The sequence below is a fragment of the Kaistia defluvii genome (genome assembly GCF_026343955.1).
Lineage (GTDB): Bacteria > Pseudomonadota > Alphaproteobacteria > Rhizobiales > Kaistiaceae > Kaistia > Kaistia defluvii.
Genome location: NZ_JAPKNI010000012.1, coordinates 69,094 through 91,340, shown reverse-complemented (window position 1 = coordinate 91,340; position 22,247 = coordinate 69,094). Strand labels below are relative to the sequence as shown.

The 22,247-nt window shown below is 65.3% G+C and carries 23 protein-coding genes and 1 tRNA gene; 11 read left to right on the top strand and 13 right to left on the bottom strand.

The window, feature by feature from the left end:
• Nucleotides 1-14 precede the first annotated feature (14 nt).
• The 7 genes from OSH10_RS21805 (at nt 15) to OSH10_RS21775 (ending at nt 5,141) form a co-directional block, all read left to right on the top strand.
• The gene (locus tag OSH10_RS21805; RefSeq protein ID WP_266334680.1) at nt 15-626 is read left to right on the top strand and encodes an anthranilate synthase component II; all 612 of its coding nucleotides are present in this window, start codon (nt 15-17) and stop codon (nt 624-626) included.
• Nucleotides 627-639: 13 nt separating this feature from the next.
• Nucleotides 640-1,653 (top strand): anthranilate phosphoribosyltransferase, encoded by a 1,014-nt coding sequence (gene trpD, locus OSH10_RS21800; RefSeq protein WP_266334678.1) that lies wholly within the window; start codon nt 640-642, stop codon nt 1,651-1,653.
• 4 nt (nt 1,654-1,657) lie between these two features.
• Nucleotides 1,658-2,458, top strand: coding sequence for an indole-3-glycerol phosphate synthase TrpC (trpC, locus tag OSH10_RS21795; RefSeq protein ID WP_266334676.1), 801 nt, complete (start codon nt 1,658-1,660; stop codon nt 2,456-2,458).
• 73 nt (nt 2,459-2,531) lie between these two features.
• A complete protein-coding gene (locus OSH10_RS21790; protein ID WP_266334674.1) occupies nt 2,532-3,047 on the top strand; it encodes a GNAT family N-acetyltransferase in 516 nt (171 codons plus the stop codon).
• On the top strand, nt 3,047-3,541 hold the full coding sequence (moaC, locus tag OSH10_RS21785; RefSeq protein ID WP_266334672.1) for a cyclic pyranopterin monophosphate synthase MoaC: 495 nt from the start codon (nt 3,047-3,049) through the stop codon (nt 3,539-3,541). Before OSH10_RS21790 ends, moaC begins: the two co-directional genes overlap by 1 nt.
• Complete coding sequence (locus OSH10_RS21780) at nt 3,541-4,755, top strand: molybdopterin molybdotransferase MoeA (RefSeq protein ID WP_266334670.1); 1,215 nt, start codon at nt 3,541-3,543, stop codon at nt 4,753-4,755. Before moaC ends, OSH10_RS21780 begins: the two co-directional genes overlap by 1 nt.
• A 167-nt stretch (nt 4,756-4,922) precedes the next feature.
• Nucleotides 4,923-5,141 (top strand): hypothetical protein, encoded by a 219-nt coding sequence (locus OSH10_RS21775; protein ID WP_266334668.1) that lies wholly within the window; start codon nt 4,923-4,925, stop codon nt 5,139-5,141.
• Nucleotides 5,142-5,195: 54 nt separating this feature from the next.
• Here OSH10_RS21775 and OSH10_RS21770 read toward each other — a convergent pair whose 3' ends face one another.
• The 5 genes from OSH10_RS21770 to OSH10_RS21750 all read right to left on the bottom strand — a co-directional run bounded on the left by OSH10_RS21770 (nt 5,196) and on the right by OSH10_RS21750 (nt 12,079).
• Nucleotides 5,196-5,981, bottom strand: a complete 786-nt coding sequence (locus OSH10_RS21770; RefSeq protein ID WP_266334666.1) for an endonuclease/exonuclease/phosphatase family protein — start codon at nt 5,979-5,981, stop codon at nt 5,196-5,198.
• A gap of 102 nt (nt 5,982-6,083) precedes the next feature.
• Nucleotides 6,084-6,365, bottom strand: a complete 282-nt coding sequence (locus OSH10_RS21765) for a hypothetical protein (RefSeq protein ID WP_266334664.1) — start codon at nt 6,363-6,365, stop codon at nt 6,084-6,086.
• A gap of 93 nt (nt 6,366-6,458) precedes the next feature.
• Nucleotides 6,459-9,560 carry an efflux RND transporter permease subunit gene (locus tag OSH10_RS21760; RefSeq protein ID WP_407660747.1) on the bottom strand — a complete coding sequence of 1,034 codons (3,102 nt, stop codon included), beginning with the start codon at nt 9,558-9,560 and terminating at the stop codon, nt 6,459-6,461.
• Nucleotides 9,560-10,615, bottom strand: a complete 1,056-nt coding sequence (locus tag OSH10_RS21755; RefSeq protein WP_266334660.1) for an efflux RND transporter periplasmic adaptor subunit — start codon at nt 10,613-10,615, stop codon at nt 9,560-9,562. The genes OSH10_RS21760 and OSH10_RS21755 overlap by 1 nt, the downstream gene beginning before the upstream one ends.
• Before the next feature lie 120 nt (nt 10,616-10,735).
• Nucleotides 10,736-12,079, bottom strand: a complete 1,344-nt coding sequence (locus OSH10_RS21750) for a UDP-glucose dehydrogenase family protein (RefSeq protein ID WP_266334658.1) — start codon at nt 12,077-12,079, stop codon at nt 10,736-10,738.
• Nucleotides 12,080-12,305: 226 nt separating this feature from the next.
• Between OSH10_RS21750 and OSH10_RS21745 the strand changes: the two genes are divergently transcribed.
• A tRNA-Lys gene (locus tag OSH10_RS21745) sits at nt 12,306-12,381 on the top strand.
• Between the two features lie 115 nt (nt 12,382-12,496).
• Nucleotides 12,497-12,817, top strand: a complete 321-nt coding sequence (locus tag OSH10_RS21740; RefSeq protein ID WP_266334656.1) for a YnfA family protein — start codon at nt 12,497-12,499, stop codon at nt 12,815-12,817.
• Between the two features lie 3 nt (nt 12,818-12,820).
• Here OSH10_RS21740 and OSH10_RS21735 read toward each other — a convergent pair whose 3' ends face one another.
• The 4 genes from OSH10_RS21735 to OSH10_RS21720 form a co-directional block, all read right to left on the bottom strand.
• Nucleotides 12,821-13,294, bottom strand: coding sequence for a hypothetical protein (locus tag OSH10_RS21735; RefSeq protein WP_266334654.1), 474 nt, complete (start codon nt 13,292-13,294; stop codon nt 12,821-12,823).
• Nucleotides 13,295-13,433: 139 nt separating this feature from the next.
• Nucleotides 13,434-14,972, bottom strand: a complete 1,539-nt coding sequence (locus OSH10_RS21730; protein WP_266334652.1) for a DHA2 family efflux MFS transporter permease subunit — start codon at nt 14,970-14,972, stop codon at nt 13,434-13,436.
• Nucleotides 14,972-16,072, bottom strand: a complete 1,101-nt coding sequence (locus OSH10_RS21725) for an HlyD family secretion protein (protein WP_266334650.1) — start codon at nt 16,070-16,072, stop codon at nt 14,972-14,974. The genes OSH10_RS21730 and OSH10_RS21725 overlap by 1 nt, the downstream gene beginning before the upstream one ends.
• A 241-nt stretch (nt 16,073-16,313) precedes the next feature.
• Nucleotides 16,314-16,550 (bottom strand): Lrp/AsnC ligand binding domain-containing protein, encoded by a 237-nt coding sequence (locus OSH10_RS21720; protein WP_018184528.1) that lies wholly within the window; start codon nt 16,548-16,550, stop codon nt 16,314-16,316.
• Between the two features lie 188 nt (nt 16,551-16,738).
• On the opposite strand from OSH10_RS21720, the gene OSH10_RS21715 reads away from it, so the two are divergent.
• Entirely contained in the window at nt 16,739-17,170 is a 432-nt protein-coding gene (locus OSH10_RS21715) for a DUF4864 domain-containing protein (protein ID WP_266334646.1), read from the top strand.
• 82 nt (nt 17,171-17,252) lie between these two features.
• On the opposite strand, the gene OSH10_RS21710 is transcribed toward OSH10_RS21715, so the two are convergent.
• From OSH10_RS21710 to OSH10_RS21695, 4 genes are all read right to left on the bottom strand, one after another.
• On the bottom strand, nt 17,253-17,399 hold the full coding sequence (locus tag OSH10_RS21710; protein WP_266334644.1) for a hypothetical protein: 147 nt from the start codon (nt 17,397-17,399) through the stop codon (nt 17,253-17,255).
• Nucleotides 17,400-17,500: 101 nt separating this feature from the next.
• Nucleotides 17,501-18,274, bottom strand: coding sequence for an ABC transporter ATP-binding protein (locus tag OSH10_RS21705; RefSeq protein ID WP_266334642.1), 774 nt, complete (start codon nt 18,272-18,274; stop codon nt 17,501-17,503).
• Nucleotides 18,274-19,320 carry a FecCD family ABC transporter permease gene (locus tag OSH10_RS21700; protein ID WP_266334640.1) on the bottom strand — a complete coding sequence of 349 codons (1,047 nt, stop codon included), beginning with the start codon at nt 19,318-19,320 and terminating at the stop codon, nt 18,274-18,276. Before OSH10_RS21700 ends, OSH10_RS21705 begins: the two co-directional genes overlap by 1 nt.
• A complete protein-coding gene (locus OSH10_RS21695; RefSeq protein WP_266334638.1) occupies nt 19,308-21,137 on the bottom strand; it encodes a TonB-dependent receptor plug domain-containing protein in 1,830 nt (609 codons plus the stop codon). The genes OSH10_RS21700 and OSH10_RS21695 overlap by 13 nt, the downstream gene beginning before the upstream one ends.
• A gap of 279 nt (nt 21,138-21,416) precedes the next feature.
• Between OSH10_RS21695 and OSH10_RS21690 the strand changes: the two genes are divergently transcribed.
• Nucleotides 21,417-22,247: an ABC transporter substrate-binding protein gene (locus tag OSH10_RS21690; protein WP_266334636.1), complete on the top strand. Its 831-nt coding sequence runs from the start codon at nt 21,417-21,419 to the stop codon at nt 22,245-22,247.

Sequence of the window (22,247 nt, the reverse complement as noted above, 5' to 3'; positions counted from 1 at the left end):
AGGGAAACAGCATCATGGCCTTTCTCGTCATCGATAATTACGACAGCTTCACCTACAACCTCGTCCATTATCTGGGGGAGCTTGGCGCCAAGCTGATCATCAAGCGCAACGACAAGATCACGGTCGAGGAAGTGATCGCCCTCGATCCCGAGGGGATCGTGCTCTCGCCCGGCCCCTGCACGCCGAACGAGGCGGGCATCTGCCTGGATCTGATCGAGCGCGTCGGCGATACCATCCCGATCTTCGGCGTCTGCCTCGGCCACCAGGCCATCGGCCAGGCGATGGGCGGCGACGTCATCCGCGCACCGAGCCAGATGCACGGCAAGATCTCGACCATCACCCATACCGGCCAGAGCGTGTTCCGCGGCATCAACGGCCCGTTCAAGGCGACGCGCTATCACTCGCTGACGGTGAAGCGCGAAACCATGCCGGCGGTGCTTGAGATCACGGCGGAATCGGAAGACGGCGTCGTCATGGGCGCCATGCACAAGACCCTGCCGATGCACGGCGTGCAGTTCCATCCCGAGAGCATCGCCTCGGAACATGGGCATCTGATGCTGAAGAACTTCCTCGATATGGCCGCCGAATGGAACGCGAAGAACCGTATTCCCCGGTCGGTCGCGTGAGGCGGATCCCAGCATGAGTGACCTGAAATCCCATATCGCCAAGGTCTCCGCCGGCAAATCGCTGGATCGCGCCGAAGCGGAAGCGGCGTTCGACGTGATCATGTCGGGCTCGGCCACGCCGGCCCAGATCGGCGGCTTCCTGATGGCGCTGCGCGTGCGCGGCGAGACCGTGGACGAGATCGCCGGCGCGGTCTCGACCATGCGATCGAAGATGGTGCCGGTCGAAGCGCCCGCCGATGCCATCGACATTGTCGGCACCGGCGGCGACGGCGCGCACACCTACAATATCTCGACCGCCTCGGCATTTGTCGTGGCGGGCGCGGGGGTGCCGGTCGCCAAGCATGGCAACCGCGCCGTCTCGTCGAAATCCGGCGCCGCCGACGTGTTGACGGCGCTCGGCGTCAATGTCGACATTTCGCCGGAGGCGATCGGCCGCGCGATCCGCGAGGCGGGCATCGGCTTCATGTTCGCGCCGATGCATCATTCGGCGATGAAGCATGTCGGCCCGGCTCGCGTCGAGCTCGGCACCCGGACGATCTTCAACCTTCTCGGGCCGCTCTCCAATCCCGGCGGCGTCAAGCGCCAGCTGGTCGGCGTCTTCTCGGAAGAATGGGTCGAGCCGATCGCGCATGTGCTGGCGGCGCTCGGATCGGAAAGCGCCTGGATCGTGCATGGCGCCGGCGGCGTCGACGAAATCACGACGGCGGGCCAGACCAAGGTCGCATCGCTGCGCGACGGCAAGGTCGAGACCTTCACCGTCGATCCGGGCTCTGTCGGTCTTGCCCTGTCGCCGGTCGAGGCGATCCGCGGCGGCGATGCCGATTACAACGCCGCCGCCCTGCGCGCTTTGCTCGAAGGCGAGCGCGGCGCCTATCGCGACACCGTACTGATGAACGCCGGCGCCGCGCTGATCGTCGCCGGCCGCGCCAGCTCGCTCGCCGAGGGCGTCGTGCTTGCCGCTGCCTCGATCGACGAGGGCCGCGCCCACGAACGCCTCGATCGCCTGGTCGCGATCACCAACGGATGAGCCAATGACCGATATCCTGAAGAAGATCGAAGCGACCAAGCGCGAGGAGATCGCCGCCGCCAGGGCGGCCGTGCCAATGGCCGAGATCGTCGCCCGCGCCAAGGACCAACCGCCGGCGCGCGGCTTCGTCGACGCCATCCGCCGCAAGCTCGCCGCCGACGAGCCGGCGCTGATCGCCGAGATCAAGAAGGCAAGCCCCTCCAAGGGCCTGATCCGTCCAGACTTCGACCCGCCGTCGCTGGCGCACGCCTACAAGGCCGGCGGCGCGGCATGCCTATCGGTCCTGACCGACACCCCCTATTTCCAGGGTTCGCCGGACTATCTGGTCGCCGCCCGCGAGGCGGTCGACCTGCCGGCGCTGCGCAAGGATTTTCTCTACGAGGATTATCAGGTCCATGAAGCGCGCGCCTGGGGCGCCGACTGCATCCTGATCATCATGGCCGGTGTCTCCGACGACGTCGCCAAGTCGCTGGAAGACACCGCGATCGACCTCGGCATGGATGTGCTGATCGAGGTGCATGACGAGCCGGAACTGGAGCGCGCGCTCAAGCTGGCGTCGCCGATGATCGGCATCAACAACCGCAATCTGCGCACCTTCGAGGTGTCCCTCGAAACCTCCGAGCGCCTGGCGCCGCTGGTGCCGGAGGACCGCATCCTGGTCGGCGAGAGCGGGATCTTCACGCCGGACGACGTCGCGCGGATGCGCCGGGCGCGGATCGGTACCTATCTCGTCGGCGAGAGCCTGATGCGCCAGGACGACGTTGCGGCAGCGACCGCGCGTCTGCTTGGCCGCGTATCGGCCTGATCATGCCGGCCTCCGTCTCTCCCTGAGGAGAGGCCAGTTCGTTTGCCACCGGGATGAATGGATCGTTCTGCGCATGTCTTTCTCGATCCGTCCGGCCCATCCGGACGAATGCCCGTCGCTTCGCGTCATAGAACGCGACGCGGCCCAGCGCTTTCGAACCGTCGGGCTCGACGCCGTGGCCGACAGCGACACCACGAGCGCATCCTTCCTGCGATCGGTCTTCGCGCATGGCATCGTGCTCTGCGCGGCCGAGGCCGATGATGCGCCGATCGGCTTCCTGCTGGCCGGGCAGCTCGACCAGGCACTTCACCTCTACGAACTCTCCGTCGCCTCCGCTTATGGCGGCCAGGGAGTTGGCAGCGCTTTGCTGGCAGCGGCCGAGCAGGAGGCGAGGCGGCGTGGCCTGCCCTGCCTGACGCTCGCCACCTTCCGCGACGTGCCGTGGAACCGGCCGTTCTACGAGCGGCGCGGCTTCGCCGAGGTCCTGGTCGACGATTGGACACCGGCTTTCTTTCTGTTGCAGGCTGGCGAGGAACTCTCGGGCCTGCCCCTCGAAAATCGCCTGTTCATGCGCAAGGAGCTTGGTTGATGCCCCCTCGCCTCACCCATCTGGACGAGACCGGCGCGGCGCACATGGTCGATGTCTCCGCCAAGGCGATCACCGAGCGGACGGCCGTCGCCGAAGGCGTCGTAACCATGCAGGCTGCCACCCTCGAACTGATCCGCTCCGGCACGGCGGCCAAGGGCGATGTGATCGCCACGGCGCGCATCGCCGGCATCATGGCTGCGAAGAAGACGCATGAACTGATCCCGCTCTGTCATCCGATCATGCTTTCCAAGGTGACGATCGAGATCGACTTCGACGACCAGCTTCCCGGGCTGCGGATTCGCGCCACCACCAAGGTCGCCGAGCGCACCGGCGTCGAGATGGAAGCGCTGACAGCCGTCTCCGTCGCCTGCCTCACGATCTACGACATGGCCAAGGCGGTCGATCGCGGCATGACGATCGGCCAGATCCGCCTGATCGAGAAGACCGGCGGCCGCTCGGGCAATTGGCACGCCGCAGATGGAAGGGCCGGCTGATGGCGGGGGATCTTCTTCCCGTCGAGGATGCGATCGCCCGCGTCACGCAGGACGTCACGCCGACACCGGCCGAGACCGTGCCGCTTGGCATGGCGCTGAACCGTGTTCTCGCCGGGCCACTGGCCGCCCGGCGCACCCAGCCGCCCTTTGACGTATCGGCGATGGATGGCTACGCCGTGCGCGCCGCCGACGTCGCCACCCTCCCCGCCTGGCTGACGCCGATCGGCGCCGCGCCCGCGGGCCACGCCTTTGCCGGAACAGTGGGCCCCAACCAGACGGTGCGCATCTTCACCGGCGCGCCGGTGCCCGATGGCGCGGACGCCATCCTGCTGCAGGAGGATGCCGTCGTCGAAGCGGATGGTCGCATCCGCGCGACCGAGATCGTCCGCCCGCAGCAGCACATCCGCGCCAGGGGGCTGGATTTCCGCGAAGGCGACGTCCTGCTGACGGCCGGGATGCGGCTTGGCATGCGCCAGCTTTCGCTTGCCGCCGCGCTCAACCATGGTGAGGTTCCGGTACGGACCCGTCCACGCGTCGCCATCCTCGCCACCGGCGACGAACTGGTGCCGCCAGGATCGGAACTCGGCCCGAACCAGATCACCGCCTCCAACAGCTTCGGCATTGCCGCGCTCGTGGAAATCATCGGCGGCACGGCGATCGATCTCGGCATCATTCCTGACGACCGGGTGCAACTCGCCGCCGCGATCGACCGCGCCTCCGCGAGCGGCGCCGACATTCTCGTCACGCTCGGAGGCGCGTCGGTCGGCGAGCATGACTTTGTCCGCGAGGTTCTGGTGGACCGGGGAATGGACCTCGATTTCTGGAAGATCGCCATGCGGCCCGGCAAGCCGCTGATGTTCGGCCGGCTGGGGCCGATGCGGGTGCTCGGCCTGCCGGGCAATCCGGTCTCCAGCCTCGTGTGCGGCCTCTTGTTCCTGAAACCGCTGATCCAAAGCCTGCTTGGGCTTGCGATCGCCGACGAGACCGAACTCGCCGAGTTGGGCGCGCCGGTTCGCGCCAACGACAGGCGGCAGGACTACATCCGCGCCAGCCTCGTCGATCTGCCGGACGGCCGCCACATTGCGACGCCGCTGCCGCGCCAGGACAGCTCGATGCTTTCCACCTTCGCCCAGGCGCTCTGCCTGATCGTGCGCCCGCCCTTCGCAGAAGCGGCAGACATCGGCGATCGCTGCCGCATCCTGCGCCTGCCCTAGGTCCGCACCGCGTCCGTCGCGACGATCAAATTTATTAACCAATTATTAACAACTGATTCCACGCCTGCCTATTCTGGTCTAAGATGACGCCATTCCCTGTGTGACATGGGAACCGGCGCTCCACCGCAATCGTTGTGTCAGAGCGTAGCAAGCCGTGGAGGAATTCTATGGCCGACTCGAATCTGAAATCATCCCTGAGCGCGCGCACGTGGAAATTCGGCTCTAATTTTGCCGCAGGCGCGATGATGCTGTCTCGGATGAACCGCTCCGAGATTTCGCGCTACGACGATCTGATTGCGGATCTCTGCTGCCTGCATATCCAGAACGGCAAGCGGTCCGACAAACCTCGTCGCAACGATCTGGCGCGCACCGGAAGCAAGCGCTGAATCCGGACACCGCCTGCGGAATCGAAACGGACTGGCGGGAACGCGAATCGCGCCTCAGGCGGCGCCAGTGATCACTTCCGGCGCGCTCGCGAGGCGATGAGCCGAAAAGTCGAGGTCGACAACCAGCGGAAGATGATCCGAGGCGACCCGCGCCAGTGGCGTGCGCACCACTTCGACGTTCTGAACGGCCGCGCGCCCCCGAAGCCAGACATGGTCGATGCGCAGCGTCGGCAGCCGGCCTGGAAAGGTGGGCTTCGCCTTGCGTTCGCCCCAGACCTTCTGCACGTCGACGAATTCGGCCGCCAGCCGGCGATAGGGAGACAGCCCTGGAGGGGCATTGAAATCCCCCAGAAAGACCACGGGTTCGCGGCATTCAGGATGGCCGAGCCATTCCGGGCCCAGCAGGGCCGAAAGCTGGAGCATCTGCTCGTGCGGCCAGACGCCGAGATGCGTGTTGACCACCTGAACGTCGACGCCGCCGACATGTACCGAGGCCCAGAGGGCGCCGCGCGGCTCGACCTTGATGCGATCATGAAAGCCGGGAAGCATGCCCATACGCTTCATCGAATAGGGCAGCCGCGTCAGGATCGCGTCGCCATAGTGCTCGTCGGGACCGATGCGGGTGGAGGGATGAAAATGCGCCTCCATCCCCAACAGTTCGGCCAGGACCTGCGCCTGGTCGATCCGGCCACTGCGGGCGCGGCCGACGTCGATCTCCTGCAACGCGACGATATCGGGATTGCAGCCTTGGATGACGCGCGCGATGCGCTCGGGCGACAATTTCTTGTCCGTCCCGACGCAGGCATGGACGTTGTAGGAAAGGATGCGGGCGGTGCTCATGAAATCCAAGTTAGTGAAGGCATGCGGGAACGCAACTCAACCTTTGTCCAATGTTTAGACATAGCGCGAGTTCCGTCCATCGAGGGCCGATGCCTTGCCGGATCAGGAGCGGCGACGATGCACGGCGGCACCGAGCGCTGCCACCCAGGTACGGGCGGGCTTGAAATCCGGCTCGGCGACGCCGGCCTCCAACTCGCCGACAAGCGTCTTCAGCTTGCCGGCCAGCACGTCGAGCGTCTCGAGGTCGTACTTGTCGGTCTTTGGATCGGCTTCCATCTCGCCGCGGATAACACGGAACGCCTGCATCCAGCTTTCCGTATCCTCCACCGAGGCGCCGGGTTGCAGGGCGTTATGCAGCGCGCCCAGAAGTTCGAGAACGTCCATGTCATCCATACCGGCTGATTGCGATCGTTCCTTATCCATCGGCCTCGGCCCTTCATCAAGGGCCGAGGCCTGGCGCCGGACCGCGATCTATCCTCAATGGGCCGGCGCCACCGCTCCTCCCGAATCCCGGGGGCCGGCCTCGGCGCTCCTGCTCTCCCGGATGCGGAAGCTCGTGACATAGAGGGCCGGAAGGAACAGGAGCGTCAGCAGCGTCGCCCCGGCAAGGCCGCCGACGATGGCATAGGCCATCGGGCCCCAGAACACGTCGCGCATGATCGGGATCATGCCGAGGATCGCGGCCGATGCCGTCAGCATGATGGGCCGGAAACGGTGCTGGGCGGCTTCGATCACCGCCTCCCACGCGTCTTCGCCATCCCGACGGGTGTGCTCGATCTGGTCGACGAGGATCACCGAATTGCGGATGATCATGCCGGCCAGCGCTATGATGCCGAGCGTTGCGACGAAGCCCATCGGCGTGTTGGTGAAGAGCAAGGCGGCGACGACGCCGATCAGGCCGAGCGGCGCGACGCTGATCACCAGAAGCAGGCGCGAGACGCTTTGCAACTGGACCATCAGGACGATCAGCATCAGCCCGACCATCAGCGGCACCTGTGCGATCAGGGCCGCGTTGCTCTGGGCGCTCTTCTCGACGGTGCCGCCCTCGACGAGCAGGCCGCCGGGCGGCAAGGTCGCGCGGATCTTCTCCACCGTCGGCCGCAGCCGCTGGTACACGGTCGCGGCCTGGAGGCCGGGCGCCATGTTGGCCTGCACCGTCATGGTCGGCATGCCGTCCCGCATGCCGACATAGCCTTCGTCCAGAACGTAGTCGATCGTGGCGACTTCACGCAGCGGCACGGACTGGCCGTTGGGCAGGCTGATCTGCAGATCGCGAACCCCATCCAGCGAAGCGCGCGTGTTCGAATCGGCACGCGCCACCAGATTGATGAGATAGATCGAGTCGCGCATCTGCGTGATCGTCGTGCCGGTCAACACGGCCTGCAGGGCCTGTGACAGGACCTTGGAGCTGAGGCCCACCCGTCGCGCCATGTCCTGGTTGACGACGATCTTCAGCGTCTTGTTCTTGTCGCGCCAATCGAAATTCACGTCGCGCGCAAAGCCGGAATCGACCATCGCCGTCACAAGTTGATCGGCGTATTTGCGCGCCTCGTCCGGCGTGCGTCCAGTGACCCGATACTGGATCGGCCAGCCCACGGGCGGCCCCAGTTCGAGGTCCTGGACAAAGGTCGTCGCATCGAGAACGGCACCGGGAAGCGCCGCCTGCAGCTTCGCCTTGACGCGAATCCGTTCCTCGATCCCCTTGGTGACGATGACGAACTGGCCGACGAAGGAATTGTCGCTGAGCACCGCCAGCGGCAGGTAGAAGCGGATCGCGCCGCCGCCGATATAGTTGGAATAGCGCTCGATATCGGGATCGCCGTCGATCAGCGACTGGATCTTGTCCACGACCTGTTCCGTCGCGAAGATCGAGGCGGCGGCCGGCAGATTGACGGTGACGAGCAGTTCCGGGCGATCGGAGGACGGGAAGAACTGCCGCTGGACGAATTTCTGCCCGAAGATAGCCAGCACGAAGAGCCCCAGCGTCACGGCGATCGTCAGATAGCGCATCCGCATGCAGAAGAGCAGCAGGTGCTTGTAGGCGGTCGTGATCCTCCCGTATTCGCGCGCGCCCTCCTTATGCTTCGAAACGATCTTGCTCGGCAGCACGGCAACGCCGATGACCGGCGAGAAAACCACGGCGACGAACCAGGACGAAACAAGCGCAATCGCGATCACGGCAAACAGCGAGAAGCAGTATTGGCCGGTATTGCTGTCGGCAAAGCCGATGGGGAAGAAGCCGAAGATCGTCACCAGCGTGCCGGTCAGCATCGGAAATGCCGTGGTGACATAGGCAAAGGTGGCGGCCTTGGCCTTCTCGTAGCCCTCCTCGATCTTCGAGACCATCATCTCGACCGTGATCATCGCATCATCGACGAGCAGGCCGAGGGCGATGATCAACGCACCCAGCGAGATCCGCTGCAGGCTGATGCCGCCGACCTTCATGCCGAGGAAGACGATCGAGAGGACCAGCGGGATCGACAGCGCCACTACCAGCCCGGCGCGCAGGCCGAGGCTGAGGAAGCTTACCGCCAGCACGATGATCAGTGCCTCGAGCAGCGCGTCGGTGAAGCCGGCAATCGCCTCCTTCACGACCTGCGGCTGATCCGAAACCAGCACCACGTCGATGCCGATCGGGAATTCCTGCTCCAGCCCGGCTGCGATCTGGGCCAGCCCCTTGCCGAAATCGAGATTGTTGCCGCCGGCCTTCATCGAGATGCCGAGACCAATCGCCGGCTTGCCATTGACCCGGAACATCTTGGTCGGCGGGTCGACATAGCCCTCTTCCACGGTGGCGATATCGGTCAGGCGAAAGAAGCGGTTGTTGACGAACAGGTTGACGGATTCGAGGTTTTCCTTCGTCAGGAATCCGCCGGTGACATTGACGAGGATGTTCTCGCCGGGCGTGTTGACCACGCCGGAGGGAACGAGCGCGTTCTGGTCTGCGATCGAACTCAGAACGTCGTTGAGGTTGAGCCCGAGCGCCGCCAGCTTCTGCGGCGAGAAGGACAGATAGAAGGTCTGGTCCTGCTGGCCGAACATCGTCACCTTGGCGACGTCGAGGCCGTTCTGGAAGGCGACCTTGGCCCGCTCGGCGAAATCACGCGTCTGCCGCATCGTGAAGCCGTCATAGGTAAGGCCGTAAATGACGCCGTAGACATCGCCGAACTCGTCGTTGAAGAACGGCCCCTGATAGCCCTGGGGCAGCTGGTATTCGATGTCTGCAACCTTCTTGCGCACCTCATACCAGATGAACGGAATCTGCTCCGGCGGAGTCGATTGTAGCAAATTGACGTAGAGCAGCGCCTGCCCTGGCGTCGTGTAGCTGTTGATGTAGTCGATATTGGGCGTCTCGCGCAGCTTCTTCTCAAGCCGCTCGGTGATTTCCGAGATGGTATCCGCGGTACTCGCGCCCGGCCAGTTGACCTGAACCAGCATGGTCTGGACGGCGAACTGGGGATCTTCCTCGCGACCCAGCGTCATGTAGGAGTGCACGCCGGCAACGACGCAGAGCGCCATGAAGAAAGTGACGAGCGTCTTGTGGTTGATCGCCCATTCGGAGAGATTGAGCCCTCCCATCATTGTGCGTCAGCCTTCTCGACCGTGACTTTCTGGCCGTCGTTCAGAGCGTTGACGCCGGCGGTAACGATGCGATCGCCCTTGGCAATGCCGGAGGAGATCGTCACCGTGTCGGTGTTGAAGCGGTCCACCTTGACCGGAACTCTCTTGACGGTGTCATCGGCCGAGACGAGCCAGACCTGGGGGGTGTCGCCGGTCTGGAGAATGGCGCTTGAAGGGACGGTCACGACCTCGCGACCTGCCGTGCTGACTTCGCCCACGACGACCGCTCCGATGAACATGTCGGCCGGCGGATCCGTCAGGGTCACCTTGACCGTGTAGGTTCCGGTAACCGGGTCGGCATTCGGCGAGATTTCGCGAACGACGCCCTGCACCGAAACGTTGGGCTTCGCCTGCATCCACACCTTGACCGGCATGCCGACCTTGGCAGCGGCTATATAGATGACCGAGATCGAAAAGACGCCGTCACGATCATTGAAGCTCGACAGTTGGACGACCATCTCGCCCGCCTGCACCACCTGCCCGACATTCGCGCCCGTCTGGGTCACGACGCCCTCGGTGGGAGCATGCAGCTTGGTATAGCCAAGCTGGTCCTGGGCGAGCTTGAGATTGGCCTTGGCGCCGACGACGCCGGCCTGCGCGGTCTGCAGGTCCTTCAGGGCCTGGTCGTAGCGGGCCTGCGGGGTGAAGCCATTGGCCAGCAGTTGCTTGAAGCGGCTCTCCTCGCCGGCGGCCTGGTCGAGCGCAGCCTGCGCCGAAGTCACCTGGGACTGAGCCGCGGTCAGCCGGGAGTTGTAGTCGACGGGATCGAGGCTCGCGAGCAGATCGCCCTTCTTGACCGATGCGCCGACATCGACATTGCGCGTCAGCACACGGCCGCTGACCAGGAAGCCGATATTGTTGACGTAACGGGCCTGGATCGTGCCGGCGCCCTCGGCAGAGAGAACGAGCGGCTTCTCCTCGACGACGATGGTGCGCACCATGCGCGGTGGCGGTGGAGTCGGCGCTTCCTCCGAACAGCCAGACAAAACAAGTCCCAGGCTCGCCACAATCATTCCGGCGGCGAGCTTTCCCATACGTCCCAACATGCTTTCCCCGCGTGATCCTTTACGGAATCCCCGCGGGATCATGCCACTACGTCAGGAAAGCGCGCTAGCTAATTCTGGCAGTCTCCATTATTCGGCGGCGACATCCAGCTGGAACGCGGCATCATCGCCCGGACGACCGACGCTGACATAACGGAATCCCTCGCGAACGACATCGTCGCGCCGGTAGATATTGCGCAGATCGACCATCAGCGGCGTCCGCATCGTCGCCTTGAGGCGCTTCAGGTCGAGCGCGCGGAAGATGTCCCACTCGGTCACGATGACGAGGACGTCGGCGTCCTGCGCCGCGTCATAGGCATCGGCGGCATAGTCGACGTCGCCGAGAATCTGCCGCGCTGGCTCCATGCCCTCCGGATCGAAGGCGGACACAAGCGCGCCGGCATCCTGCAGCGCCTGGATGATCGAAAGCGACGGCGCCTCGCGCATGTCGTCGGTGTTCGGCTTGAAGGTCAGGCCGAGGATGGCGACCTTCTTGCCACGGATCTCGCCGCCTGACGCCTGGATGACCTTGCGCGCCATGGCGCGCTTGCGCTGGTCGTTGATCGACACCGTGGTCTCGATGAGCCGCAGCGGCGTGCCCTGGTCCTGCGCCGTCTTGACGAGGGCAAGCGTATCCTTGGGGAAACACGAGCCGCCATAGCCGGGGCCGGCATGCAGGAATTTCGAACCGATGCGATTGTCGAGCCCGATGCCGCGCGAAACCGCCTGGACGTCGGCGCCGACGCTCTCGCACAGATCCGCCATCTCGTTGATGAAAGTGATCTTCATCGCAAGGAAGGCGTTGGCCGCGTATTTGATCAGCTCCGACGACCGGCGCGAGGTGAACAGGATCGGCGCCTGGTTCAGATAGAGCGGCCGGTAGACCTCGGACATGACATCCTTGCCGCGCTCACCCTCGAGGCCCACGACGATGCGGTCCGGCCGCTTGAAATCGGCGATGGCGGCGCCTTCGCGCAGGAATTCGGGATTGGACACCACGGCAACATCGGCGTCCGGATTGGCCTCGCGGATGACGCGTTCCACCTCGTCGCCGGTACCGACGGGAACCGTCGACTTCGTGACGACGACGGTGAAACCCTTCGCGGCCATCGCGATCTCGCGCGCCGCGGCATAGACATAGGAAAGGTCGGCATGCCCGTCGCCGCGCCGCGACGGCGTGCCGACGGCGATGAAGACGACGTCGGCGTCGCCGACCGGGCCTTCAAATTCGGTGGTGAAGGAGAGCCGCCCGGCCCGGACGTTCGAGGCGACCAGAGCCTCCAAACCCGGCTCGTAGATCGGGATCTGATTCTGCTTCAGCGCCTCGATCTTGCGGGCATCCTTGTCGATGCACGTCACGTCATGGCCAAAATCAGCCAGACACGCGCCGGAGACGAGCCCGACATAACCAGAACCGATCATCGCTATGCGCATGTTGACGCCTTCGCTTTTCCCATTAATCCGAGCATGGGAGCATCCTAGTGGAACAATATGGCGCGTTCATAACCCATTCGGATCAGGCAATCGCGGGCGAATTCGCAGCGCGTCGCCCGAACCTCGATAAAATCGGTGGACCGTTCAACCTGCTGTCATCCGGGGACTATTGACCCGCCCGGTCGTGGCGACTAGGTTCCGCCCCAATTCGAGGCCCAACCTCGATGAGCCCGTAGCTCAGCTGGTAGAGCACGTGACTTTTAATCATGGGGTCTCGGGTTCGAATCCCGACGGGCTCACCACTCCCCTGATAATTTCCCATCGGCCACCCAAGGCGGTTGCGCCTTGTCGCGACGAGTGCGAGCGGCAGCCGATGCATCCGACCTCCGGATCCGGCGATGCGCGCTGGCCAGTCGAATGACAATCCTGATCTATGTCGCCGCCGGCCTGGCCGAAATTGCCGGCTGCTTCGCCTTCTGGGCCTGGCTCAGGCTCGGCCGGTCCATCGCCTGGCTGGCGCCGGGGATGCTGTCGCTGGCGCTCTTCGCCTATCTGCTGACGCTGGTCGACAGCGCCGCCGCCGGGCGAGCCTACGCCGCCTATGGCGGCATCTACATCGCGCTGTCGATCCTGTGGCTCTGGATCGTGGAAGGCGCCCGGCCGGATCGCTGGGATCTGGCGGGCGCCGCCCTTTGCCTGGCTGGCGCCGCCATCATCCTGTTCGCGCCGCGCGGATAGCGGCTACTGCGCCTTGGGCGGCTTGCCGTTCGACTTGAACGAGCCGGTGAAGGTGCCCTCGGCGGTGGTTGCCGTGCAGCTGACGATGGCCGGCTTGCCCGAATAGGGATCGCTGAACTTGCAGAGGCCCTCCTTGGCCGCGACGATCTTCGGCTCCTTGCCCGAGCGGATGTTGACGTCGACGACCGGCACGCCGGCGATGCCGGTCTTCTTGTCGCCGGCCAGCTTGGTGGCATCGCCCGTGAAGCCGATCAGCGTCTTGCCCTGGGTGAAGATGAACATCACCGTGCCGCCGGGAAGCGGTACGCTGGCGACCTCGTTCTTGCACTGCTTGGTGGCGTCCTTGCCGGCGACGACCAGCTTGTCGCATTTGCCGGCGCTAACCATGACCGGCGGGGCGACCGCCTTGTTCTGCGCGTGGCCGGCGGCCGGCAGCGCCAGAACAAGCGCGGATGCGATCAGGCTCAGTTTCTTCATGATGTCGTCTCGCTGCTAGGACATGCCCGACGACAGGGTCGCCATGGAAACGGGCAAAAGAATGGATCTCCTCCCTCCATAAGCAGCCGGGGTCGATTTGCACAGGCCCCGCGGCCTCGAACCGCCACGCCCGCGGGGGTTACGCTTCCACGGCCTGTTCCGCCCTGCCAGCCTCGAGCGGCTTGGTATTCCGCAGCAGGAGCACCAGGGGCATCGCCAGAAGGGTGACGATCATCATCAGCCGGAAATTATCCGCATAGGCGATCGTCTCCGCCTGGACATTGATCAGGTCGTTGACCGTTGCCCGTCCCGCCGGCGTATCCAGCCGAAGCACAGGCCCCAATTGCTGCACGGCCCGGCTGTAGGGCGAGACGTCGCCGGAAAGCCCGGCATGAACGGTGGCCGCGTTGCGGGTCAGCAGGAATGTCGTCACCGAGATGCCGACGCTGGAGCCGACATTGCGCGTGAGGCTGTAGAAGCCGGTGCCCTGGGTGCGGAGATCCGCCGCCAGCGTCGCGAAGGTGACGGTGCTCAGCGGCACGAAGACGAAGCCGAGACCGAAGCCCTGGATCAGCCCGGTCCAGATGATCGTGCCCTGCGAAATATCGGGTGTGAACTGACTCATCTGGTGCAGCGCGACCGCCGTCAGCAGCAGGCCGACAAGCAGGAGATAGCGGGTGTCGACAAGCGACATGAGCCGCCCGACGAGAACCATCGCTACCATGGTGCCGATGCCGCGCGGTGCGAGAACGAGGCCCGCCGTGAGGACGGGATAGCCCATCAGGCGCTCGAGATAGGGAGCCAGCAACGACAGCGTCGCCAGCAGGACGGCGCCGACGATGAAGATCATCACCTGCCCCATGACGAAGTTCCGGTCGCGGAACAGCCGCCCGTCCAGGAAGGGCCGCGAACTCGTCAGGGTATGGACGACGAACAGATAGAAACCGAGCAGCATGAGCGCGAACTCGATCTGGATCTCCGTCGACTGGAACCAGTTCAGCTGTTCGCCGCGATCCAGGAACAGCTGCAGCGCCGCGATCGCGATGCCGAGCGTCGCGAAGCCAAACCAGTCGAGCCTGGCCGCCACGGAACCGAGCTTGCCTTCCAGGAAGCCGAAGGCGAGCAGCAGCGTCATGATGCCAAGCGGAACATTGACGTAGAACACCCATCGCCAGTCGTAGTACTGCGTCAGCCATCCGCCCAGCGTCGGGCCGAGGATCGGCCCCAGCATGACGCCGAGGCCGAAGATCGCCATGGCCTGCCCGCGCATGCGCAGGGGATAGCTGTCCAGCAGGACCGCCTGCGACAGGGGCACGACCGGAGCGCCGAACCCGCCCTGGATCATGCGATAGAGAACCATCTGCTCGATGCTTGTCGCGGTGCCGCAGAGCATGGAAGCGACGACAAAGCCGGCGACGCACACGATGAACAGTTGGCGGCGGCCGAAGCGTGCCTCCAGCCAGCCGGTCGCCGGCGTCAGGATCGCGGCGGCGACGATATAGGAGGTCAGCACCCAGTTGATCTGCGTGCTCGTCGCGGCAAGACTGCCCTGCATATAGGGCAGCGCGACATTGGCGATGGTGGAATCGAGCGCCTGCATCAGGGTCGCCACCATCACGCAGACCGTGACGGCGGCGCGCTTCGAACCCGTCACCGGCGTCGCGGCGATGTCCGACATCAGTCGATCCCCACCATTCCCAGGAGGTCCCGCCAGAGCGTCGCGAGCGAGCGGTGATAGCCGGTGTCGATGGATACAGTGGCGCTGGCGCCGTCGCGCAGCACTACGCCCGGGTCTTCCGTGGTGATCTTGAGCCGGACGGGCATGCGCTGCACGACCTTGACCCAGTTGCCCGAGGCATTCTGCGCCGGCAGCAGCGCAAAGACCGAGCCGCTGGCCGGCGTGATGCTCTGTACCTCGGCCTTCAGCACCTGATCGGGATAGGAATCGAGGGTGACCGTCGCGGGATCGCCGACCTTGATGTGGGTGAGATCGGTTTCCTTGATGTTGGCGTCAATCCAGCTCTGCAGGCCAATCAGGGAGAAGGCCGCCTGGCCGATCGTCAGGAAGCTGCCCGGCTGGATGTTCTCGACCTGGGTCACGGTGCCGGCAAAGGGCGCCAGAACCTTGGTCAGCCGTACATTTCGCGCCGCCAGTTCCACCTCCGCCTTGGCCGCGAGATAGGCGGCATGCTGCTCGATCGGCTTGTCGACGCTGCCGCCGAACTCCGCCAGCGTCGCGGCGGCCCCGGATTCGGCGGCGCGCTGGGCCTGCTGCGCGACGCGCAGGGTGCGCTGCGCCTGGTCAAGCTCGGCCTGGGTCTCGACCTTCTCCTTCACCAGGGCGGCGACCCGATCGAACTCCTGCTGCGCGAAGGTCACGTCGGCCTTCGACTGCGCAACGCTCGCCTGGTCCTGATTATAGGTGAGGAGAAGTCCCTGCAGCTTTTCGCTGGCCTCGGCCAGATTGGCGTTGGCCCTGTCGAGCGCGATCTGGAACGGCTCCGGGTCGATTTCGAACAGGAGTTGATCCTGCTGCACCATCTGGTTGGTGGCGACGGCGACCCGGATGACCTGACCCGAAACCTGCGGGGTGATGGTGACATTGGCCGCCCCGACATAGGCGTCGTCCTCGGTCACATATTGTCCGCCGCTCAGGTAGAGCCAGAGGCCGACGAGGATGGCGACCACCGGCCCGGCAAGGAGCAGGATCCGCCGCAATCCCGGGTGCTTGGTCGCATTTTCGGGAGCAGCGGGAGCGGAGGTATCGGATGCAGTCACAATCGTCTCCTGAGACACGTCGCGGTCCGATGACTTCAATGCCGCGTCCTGCGCGATGGCATTCGAAACCGGACCGACGCAGCAGATCGCCGAAATGGCTAACGATGGATGGCCTCCCGCCCAAGTTGCAAGCGCGGAAACGCGTGTCTGCGGGAAAATTCGGACGGGTGGCAGAATGGAAACGGCGCGAACCCGTGTTCAATCGGCGGGGGCCCGGCGTGCCGGCCTCGCGGAACCGCCTCTAGAACGCCCGGAATGTCATGATCGTGCGCGTGTCGCGAATGCCGTCGAAGCGCTGCACCGATTCGGTGACGAAATGGCCGGGATCGGCGTCATCGGGAAGGTAGAACTTGACCAGCAGGTCGAACTCGCCGGCGGTCGAGTAGATCTCCGAGGCGATCTCCGCATCGGCGATGGCATTCGCCACTTCATAGGCACGGCCGAGATGGCACTTGATCTGGACGAAAAGGGCTCGCATCGGGGCCTCCGGCAGTGCGTTGCGTGAGGGACGGGATATCAGGTCCGGTCCCCTCCCCGCAATCGCCCCGACGCGGCACGCGACAAGACGGAAAGAGTCACTGCCTCGAAACCTTGCCGACGCGTCCTGCGTAGCTAGTTCAACGGAAGGATCGTTGCGACCTTGCCGAAGCGCCGGAGAGCCTCAACATGACCCGCATAGCCTTCGCGATCGTCTTCCTGATGGCGACCTCGCTGCTGTCGACCGCAGCCGTCGCCGCCGAGCCGACCTCGTCCGAGCAGAGCCTTTTGAAGCAGCTTGTTCAGGACCAGCTGGCCGCCTTCCAGCGCGATGACGGCGCCGCCGCCTATGACCTGGCGGCGCCGGGCATCCGGAAGATGTTCCCGTCGCCCGACATCTTCATCGGCATGGTGAAGCAGGCATACCCGCCGATCTACCGACCGCAGAGCCTCGCCTATGGCAAGGTGACCGACAGCCCGATCGGCCTGGTGCAGAAGGTCTATGTCACCGGCCCGGACGGACGGAACTGGGTGGCGCTCTATCGTTTCGAGAAGCAACCGGATGGCACGTGGAAAATCGCCGGTTGCTCGTTGGTCAAGGATACCGAGCCCACCATCTAGATGCCGCTGCCGCGCCCGGCGTGTCCGAACGCGGCATTGGCAGATCCTTGGATGTCAGGTCCTTGGCCTCTCGGCCAAAGACTTAGTTTTCCTGGATGGAGATGCCGGATTTGTCGACCTGGATCTCGACGCCCTTCGGCTTGGTCTGCTCGTTGTACACATAGACGCCGAGACCGATGACGACGACGATCAAGGCTCCGACGAGGAGATAAAGCGTATTTCTATTCATGGTGGATTGGGTACCGGGTAGGAGAGAATGCGAGGAACGCCAGCGCCACAACGCGCTGCATCCCGAACGGTTCCCTCGCGGGCCGGAAAATCTGCGATAATCTACAGTGCCGCCTGTGGCGTCACGACGAGTTGGCCTTCGACCGTGTCGATCCTGGCCCGGATGCCGAAGGTGCTGGCGAGGTTTTCGCGGGTCAGCACAGCTTCCGGCAGCCCTTCCGCCCCGATACGCCCACCATCCATCATCACCAGCCGATCGGCATACCGCGCGGCCAGCGAGAGATCGTGCAACACCGCCATCACGGCCGCCCCGGCCCGCGCCCGTGCGCGCAGCAGGTCGAGCACGACGAACTGGTAGCGGGCATCCAGCGCCGCAACCGGCTCGTCGGCGAGAATGATCTGCGGTTCGCCCGCCAGCACGCGCGCCAGGGCCACCCGAGCACGTTCGCCACCCGATAGCGTCGTGACCGACCGATCCGCGAATTCCAGCGTGCCAGTCGCCTCCAGCGCCGCAAGGACGGCCGCGCGATCCTCGACGCCGAGGTCTCTCGCGCCGGTCGCATGCGGGATACGCCCGAGCGCCACGACATCGGCAACGGACAGCGGCCAGTGAAACACATGCCCTTGCGGCAGATAGCCGATCTTCCGCGCCCGCAGCCGTGGCGACACTGCCTCGGCCTTCTGGTCGCCGAGATAGATCGCGCCTTCGCCATCGAGCAGTCCGGCCAGCCGTCGCACCAGCGTGGTCTTGCCGGCGCCGTTGGGGCCGATGACGACCACGAACTCGCCCGCCGTGAGGGCGAGATCGACGCCGCCAAGGATGTGGCGGCGGCCGAGCGTGGCGCCGACGCCTTCCGCCCTGAGAAGCGCTGCCATCAGGCCACCTCGCCGGTCAGCCCGCGCCGATGGCGGAATACGAGCCCGATGAAAAGCGGTGCGCCGATCAGCGCCGTGACGACGCCGACCTTGATCTCGTTCTGGGCCGGGATGATGCGCACCAGGATGTCCGCCGCCGTCAGCAGCGCCGCGCCGGCGAGCGCCGCGGGCCACATCAGCCTCGCCGGATCATGGCGCACGAAGGGACGCACCAGATGCGGGGCCACCAGGCCGACGAAGCCGATCGTGCCGGCGACGGCGACGCCGCCGCCGACCGCCAGCGCCACGCCGAGCACGACGCGCAGCCGCACGCGGTTGAGCTGGATGCCGAGGCTCGCCGCCGCATCCTCGCCGAGCGTCAGGGCGCGGAAGGCGCGGCCGTCGACGAAAAGCAGCAGGCAACCCGCCACGATGAAGGGCAGCGCGATGAAGACGTGCTGCATGCTGCGATCCTCCAGCGAACCGAGCAGCCAGAAGGCGATCTCCAGCGCCGCGAACGGGTTTGGCGCCAGGTTGAGCGCCAGCGAGGTCGCCGCCCCGGCCAGGCTCGATATGGCGAGGCCGGCCAGAATGATCACCAGCAGGCTGGCGCGAGGGCCGGCGATCAGCAGCAGCAGGCCGACGGAAAGCAGCGCGCCCAGCATCGCCGCCATCGGCAGGAAGACGGAGAGCGCGTCGAAGACGCCGAAGGCGATGACCAGCACCGCGCCGAAGGCCGCCGCGGAAGGCGCGCCGAACAGAGACGGCGACGCCAGCGGATTGCGCAACAGGCCCTGAAGCGAGGCGCCGGCAAGGCCGAGCGAGAAGCCGATCGCCACCGACAGGATGGCGCGCGGCAGGCGGATTTCACGCACGATGAGACGAGCCGCTTCGTCGCCCGTGCCGAGCAGACCATCGACCACCGCCCTGAGCGGCAGCAGGACCGGCCCGACACCGAGCGACAAAAGGAACAGCACGAAGACGAGCGCCACCAGGCCGGGCACGAGCCAGCGGCTTGCCGCTGGCCTGCGCAACAGATCCGACCTGGGTGCTGTCAATGTGTCCATCTCAATCCGACATAGGCCGAACGGCCGGCATTGTTGTAGCCGAAGGCGTCCTGGTATTCGACGTTGGTCAGGTTCTCGAGCCGGGCGTAGAGCGTCGTCTCGGGATTGAGCCTGTAGGACGCGCTCAGGTCGATCTTGGTATAGCTCTCGAGCGGAACCAGCGCCGCCGCCGTCTTGGCGTCGTTGTTGAAGCGGTCCCCCACGAAGATCGCCGTGGCGCCGAACTCGAAATTCTCGATGCCGGTGTATGTCAGCGTCAGCGAGCCGCTATTCTGCGGCCGACGCGACAGCGGCAGGTCGGTGTCGAGATTGATGGCGCGCATATAGGTGTAGGAACCAGTCGCCTTCAGCACGGACGGCCAGAGAATGGCCTCCGCCGAGAGTTCGAGGCCGGACGTCTCGGCGCTCTTGATGTTGTAGTAGCTCGACTTCGGATAGTCCGGCAGGGCCTTGGACTGGAATTCGATCAGATTGGTGAAGTTGTTGTAGAAACCGGTGAGCGAGACGTTCACCCGGCCGTCGAACAGTTCCTGGTCGATGCCGACATCGCCGCCATAGCTCTCCTCGTCGATGAGATCGGGATTGCCGTACTGCGCGTCGTAGAGCTGGAACATGGTCGGCCGCTTGGCCGCGTTGCCGAAGCTGCCGCGCAGCTTGGTGCCGGTCTGGTCGATCAGATAGGCGGCCGTGGCGCGTCCGGTCAGGAACCCCTGCCCGTCGACATCCTCGTCATAGCGCCCGCCGAGCGACAGGTTGAGATTGTCGAACAGCGTGAACTGCTGCATGGCAAAGACGGCCAGCAGGGTTCGGGCATTGTCGAAATTGTCGACCGTGCTCGCGACGCCGCCGAGCGACGTCGTGGTGGTATCCTGCGAGCCCGACTCCTGCTCGGCCCGTGCGCCGACGATCAGCGAGCCATAGCGCGCCATGTCGATGGTGGCCTGGTACTCGGCCCCGAAATCGTCACCGGTGGAATCGCCGACCCGGCCGCGGAAGGTCGTCGTCAGCGGCTCGGTATAGCGGCTGGTGGTCTGGGTGCCGAACACCGTGAACTGGTTGTTGACCCGGCCATCGAAGCCCTCGAATTCGAAGCGGCCGAACGCCGTCAGCACATCGCGGTCGCGCTCGTAGCCTGGCAGGTCGTCGGCGGGCTTGGAGCCCTTCTCGACATCCGATTCCTGGTGGTAGGCGGTGACGCCGAAGCTCAGGCTCTTGCCGTCGCCGGCATCGAAGCTCGCCCGCGCGGAGCCGGCCAGCTTCTTGGTGCCGTCCGGCTCGCCATTGTCGCGATCGCCGACGCGCGAAAAACCATGGGTATTGAACATCGTGCCGCTGACCGAAAAGCTGGCCGGACCGATGCTGCCGCCCGCCGCCGCATTGCCGGCGAAGGTGTCGTAGCTACCTCCCTCGGCGCCGACGGTCATCGAGAGCGCGCCGGTGCGCTTCCTGGTGATGATGTTTATGACGCCGCCCATGGCGTCCGAACCATAGAGCGCGCTTTGGGGTCCGCGCAGGATTTCGACCCGCTCGATGTCGGTCGGCGAGAACACGGCGAAGTCGAAGCTGTTGCGGGCGCTTGCCGGATCGTTGACCCTTATGCCGTCGACCAGCACCAGCGTGTGGCCGGCCTCGGCGCCGCGGATGCTGACTTCGGTCGTGCCGCCCGGACCACCCGACTGGGTGACGGTCAGGCCCGGGACCTGGCGCAGCACATCGACCAGCGACCCGGGCGAGGCGTTGTTGATCTTGTCGCCGGGTATGACGGTGATCGCGCTGCCGGATTTGGAAATGTCGGTCGGACCGCGATAGGCGGTCACGACAATCTCTTCCAAATCGTCCGCGCGTGCCGCATGGGCGGCCAGCAGGACAGGAAGCGTGGCAAAAAGGGAGAGAGCGGCGCGCCCCCGGCGCCGTTCGAAGAAACTCATCAGGCAGACCTCGGTTTGGATCGATCTGGTCGTCGCGCCCGTCACGTGTGTGTCCCGGACCCCGCGAACGGCTTTGCCGCCCGCTCCAGAAGCGGTAGACGAGGACCCTGGTCACTGCAAGCGGGAGCGCACGTCATGCGCGCGTGGGTCAACAGGTTCGGTTTGATTGTGGCAGCATGGGCACTCGCCGGCCCTGCGCTGGCCGAAGCCCCGCCCGTGGATGCGCCGAAGCGGATCGTCTCGATCAATGCGTGCGCCGACCAGTTGCTGCTGGCGCTGGCCGATCCCGCGCAGATCGCCGCGCTTTCGCTCTATGCGACCGATCCCGCCTATTCCTACCTCGCCGAACAGGCCAAGGCGTTTCCGCATGACGCGGGCGCGGCCGAAACCGTGATCCAGCGCGATCCCGACCTCGTTCTCGCCGGACGCTTCACCAAGCGCGAGACGCGCTCGATGCTGAAGCGGCTGGGTTTCAAGGTCGTCGAACTCGACACGGTGAAATCGATCGACGATTCGATCGCCCAGATCCGGGACGTCGCGGCCTTGCTCGGACACCCCGAACGCGGCAATACGCTGATCGCCCGCATCGAAGCCGCCCGCGCCAAGGCCACCGCCGGTGTGCCGGCCGGCTCGCATCCGCCCACCGTCGCCGTCTACCAGCGCCGCGGCTATGTCACCGGGCAGAACACGCTGACCGGCGAATTGCTGCGCCTTGCCGGCTTTGCCGACATGGGCGGTCAGCTTGCCGGCAAGACAGGCGGTTTCGTGCCGCTGGAGCGGATCGTTACCGACAGGCCGGACATGCTGGTCGTGGCGGACGCGCAGACCGTCGCCGCCGACCAGGGTAGCGCGCTGCTGGCGCATCCCGCCTTGCGCGAGCTCTACCCGCCCGAGCGCCGCATCGCCCTGCCCGGCCGGCTCACCATCTGCGCTGGACCTTCCCTGCCCGAGGCGATCGAAACGCTGGCCGCCGAGCGTGCCAAGCTGGGCGGTTCGTGA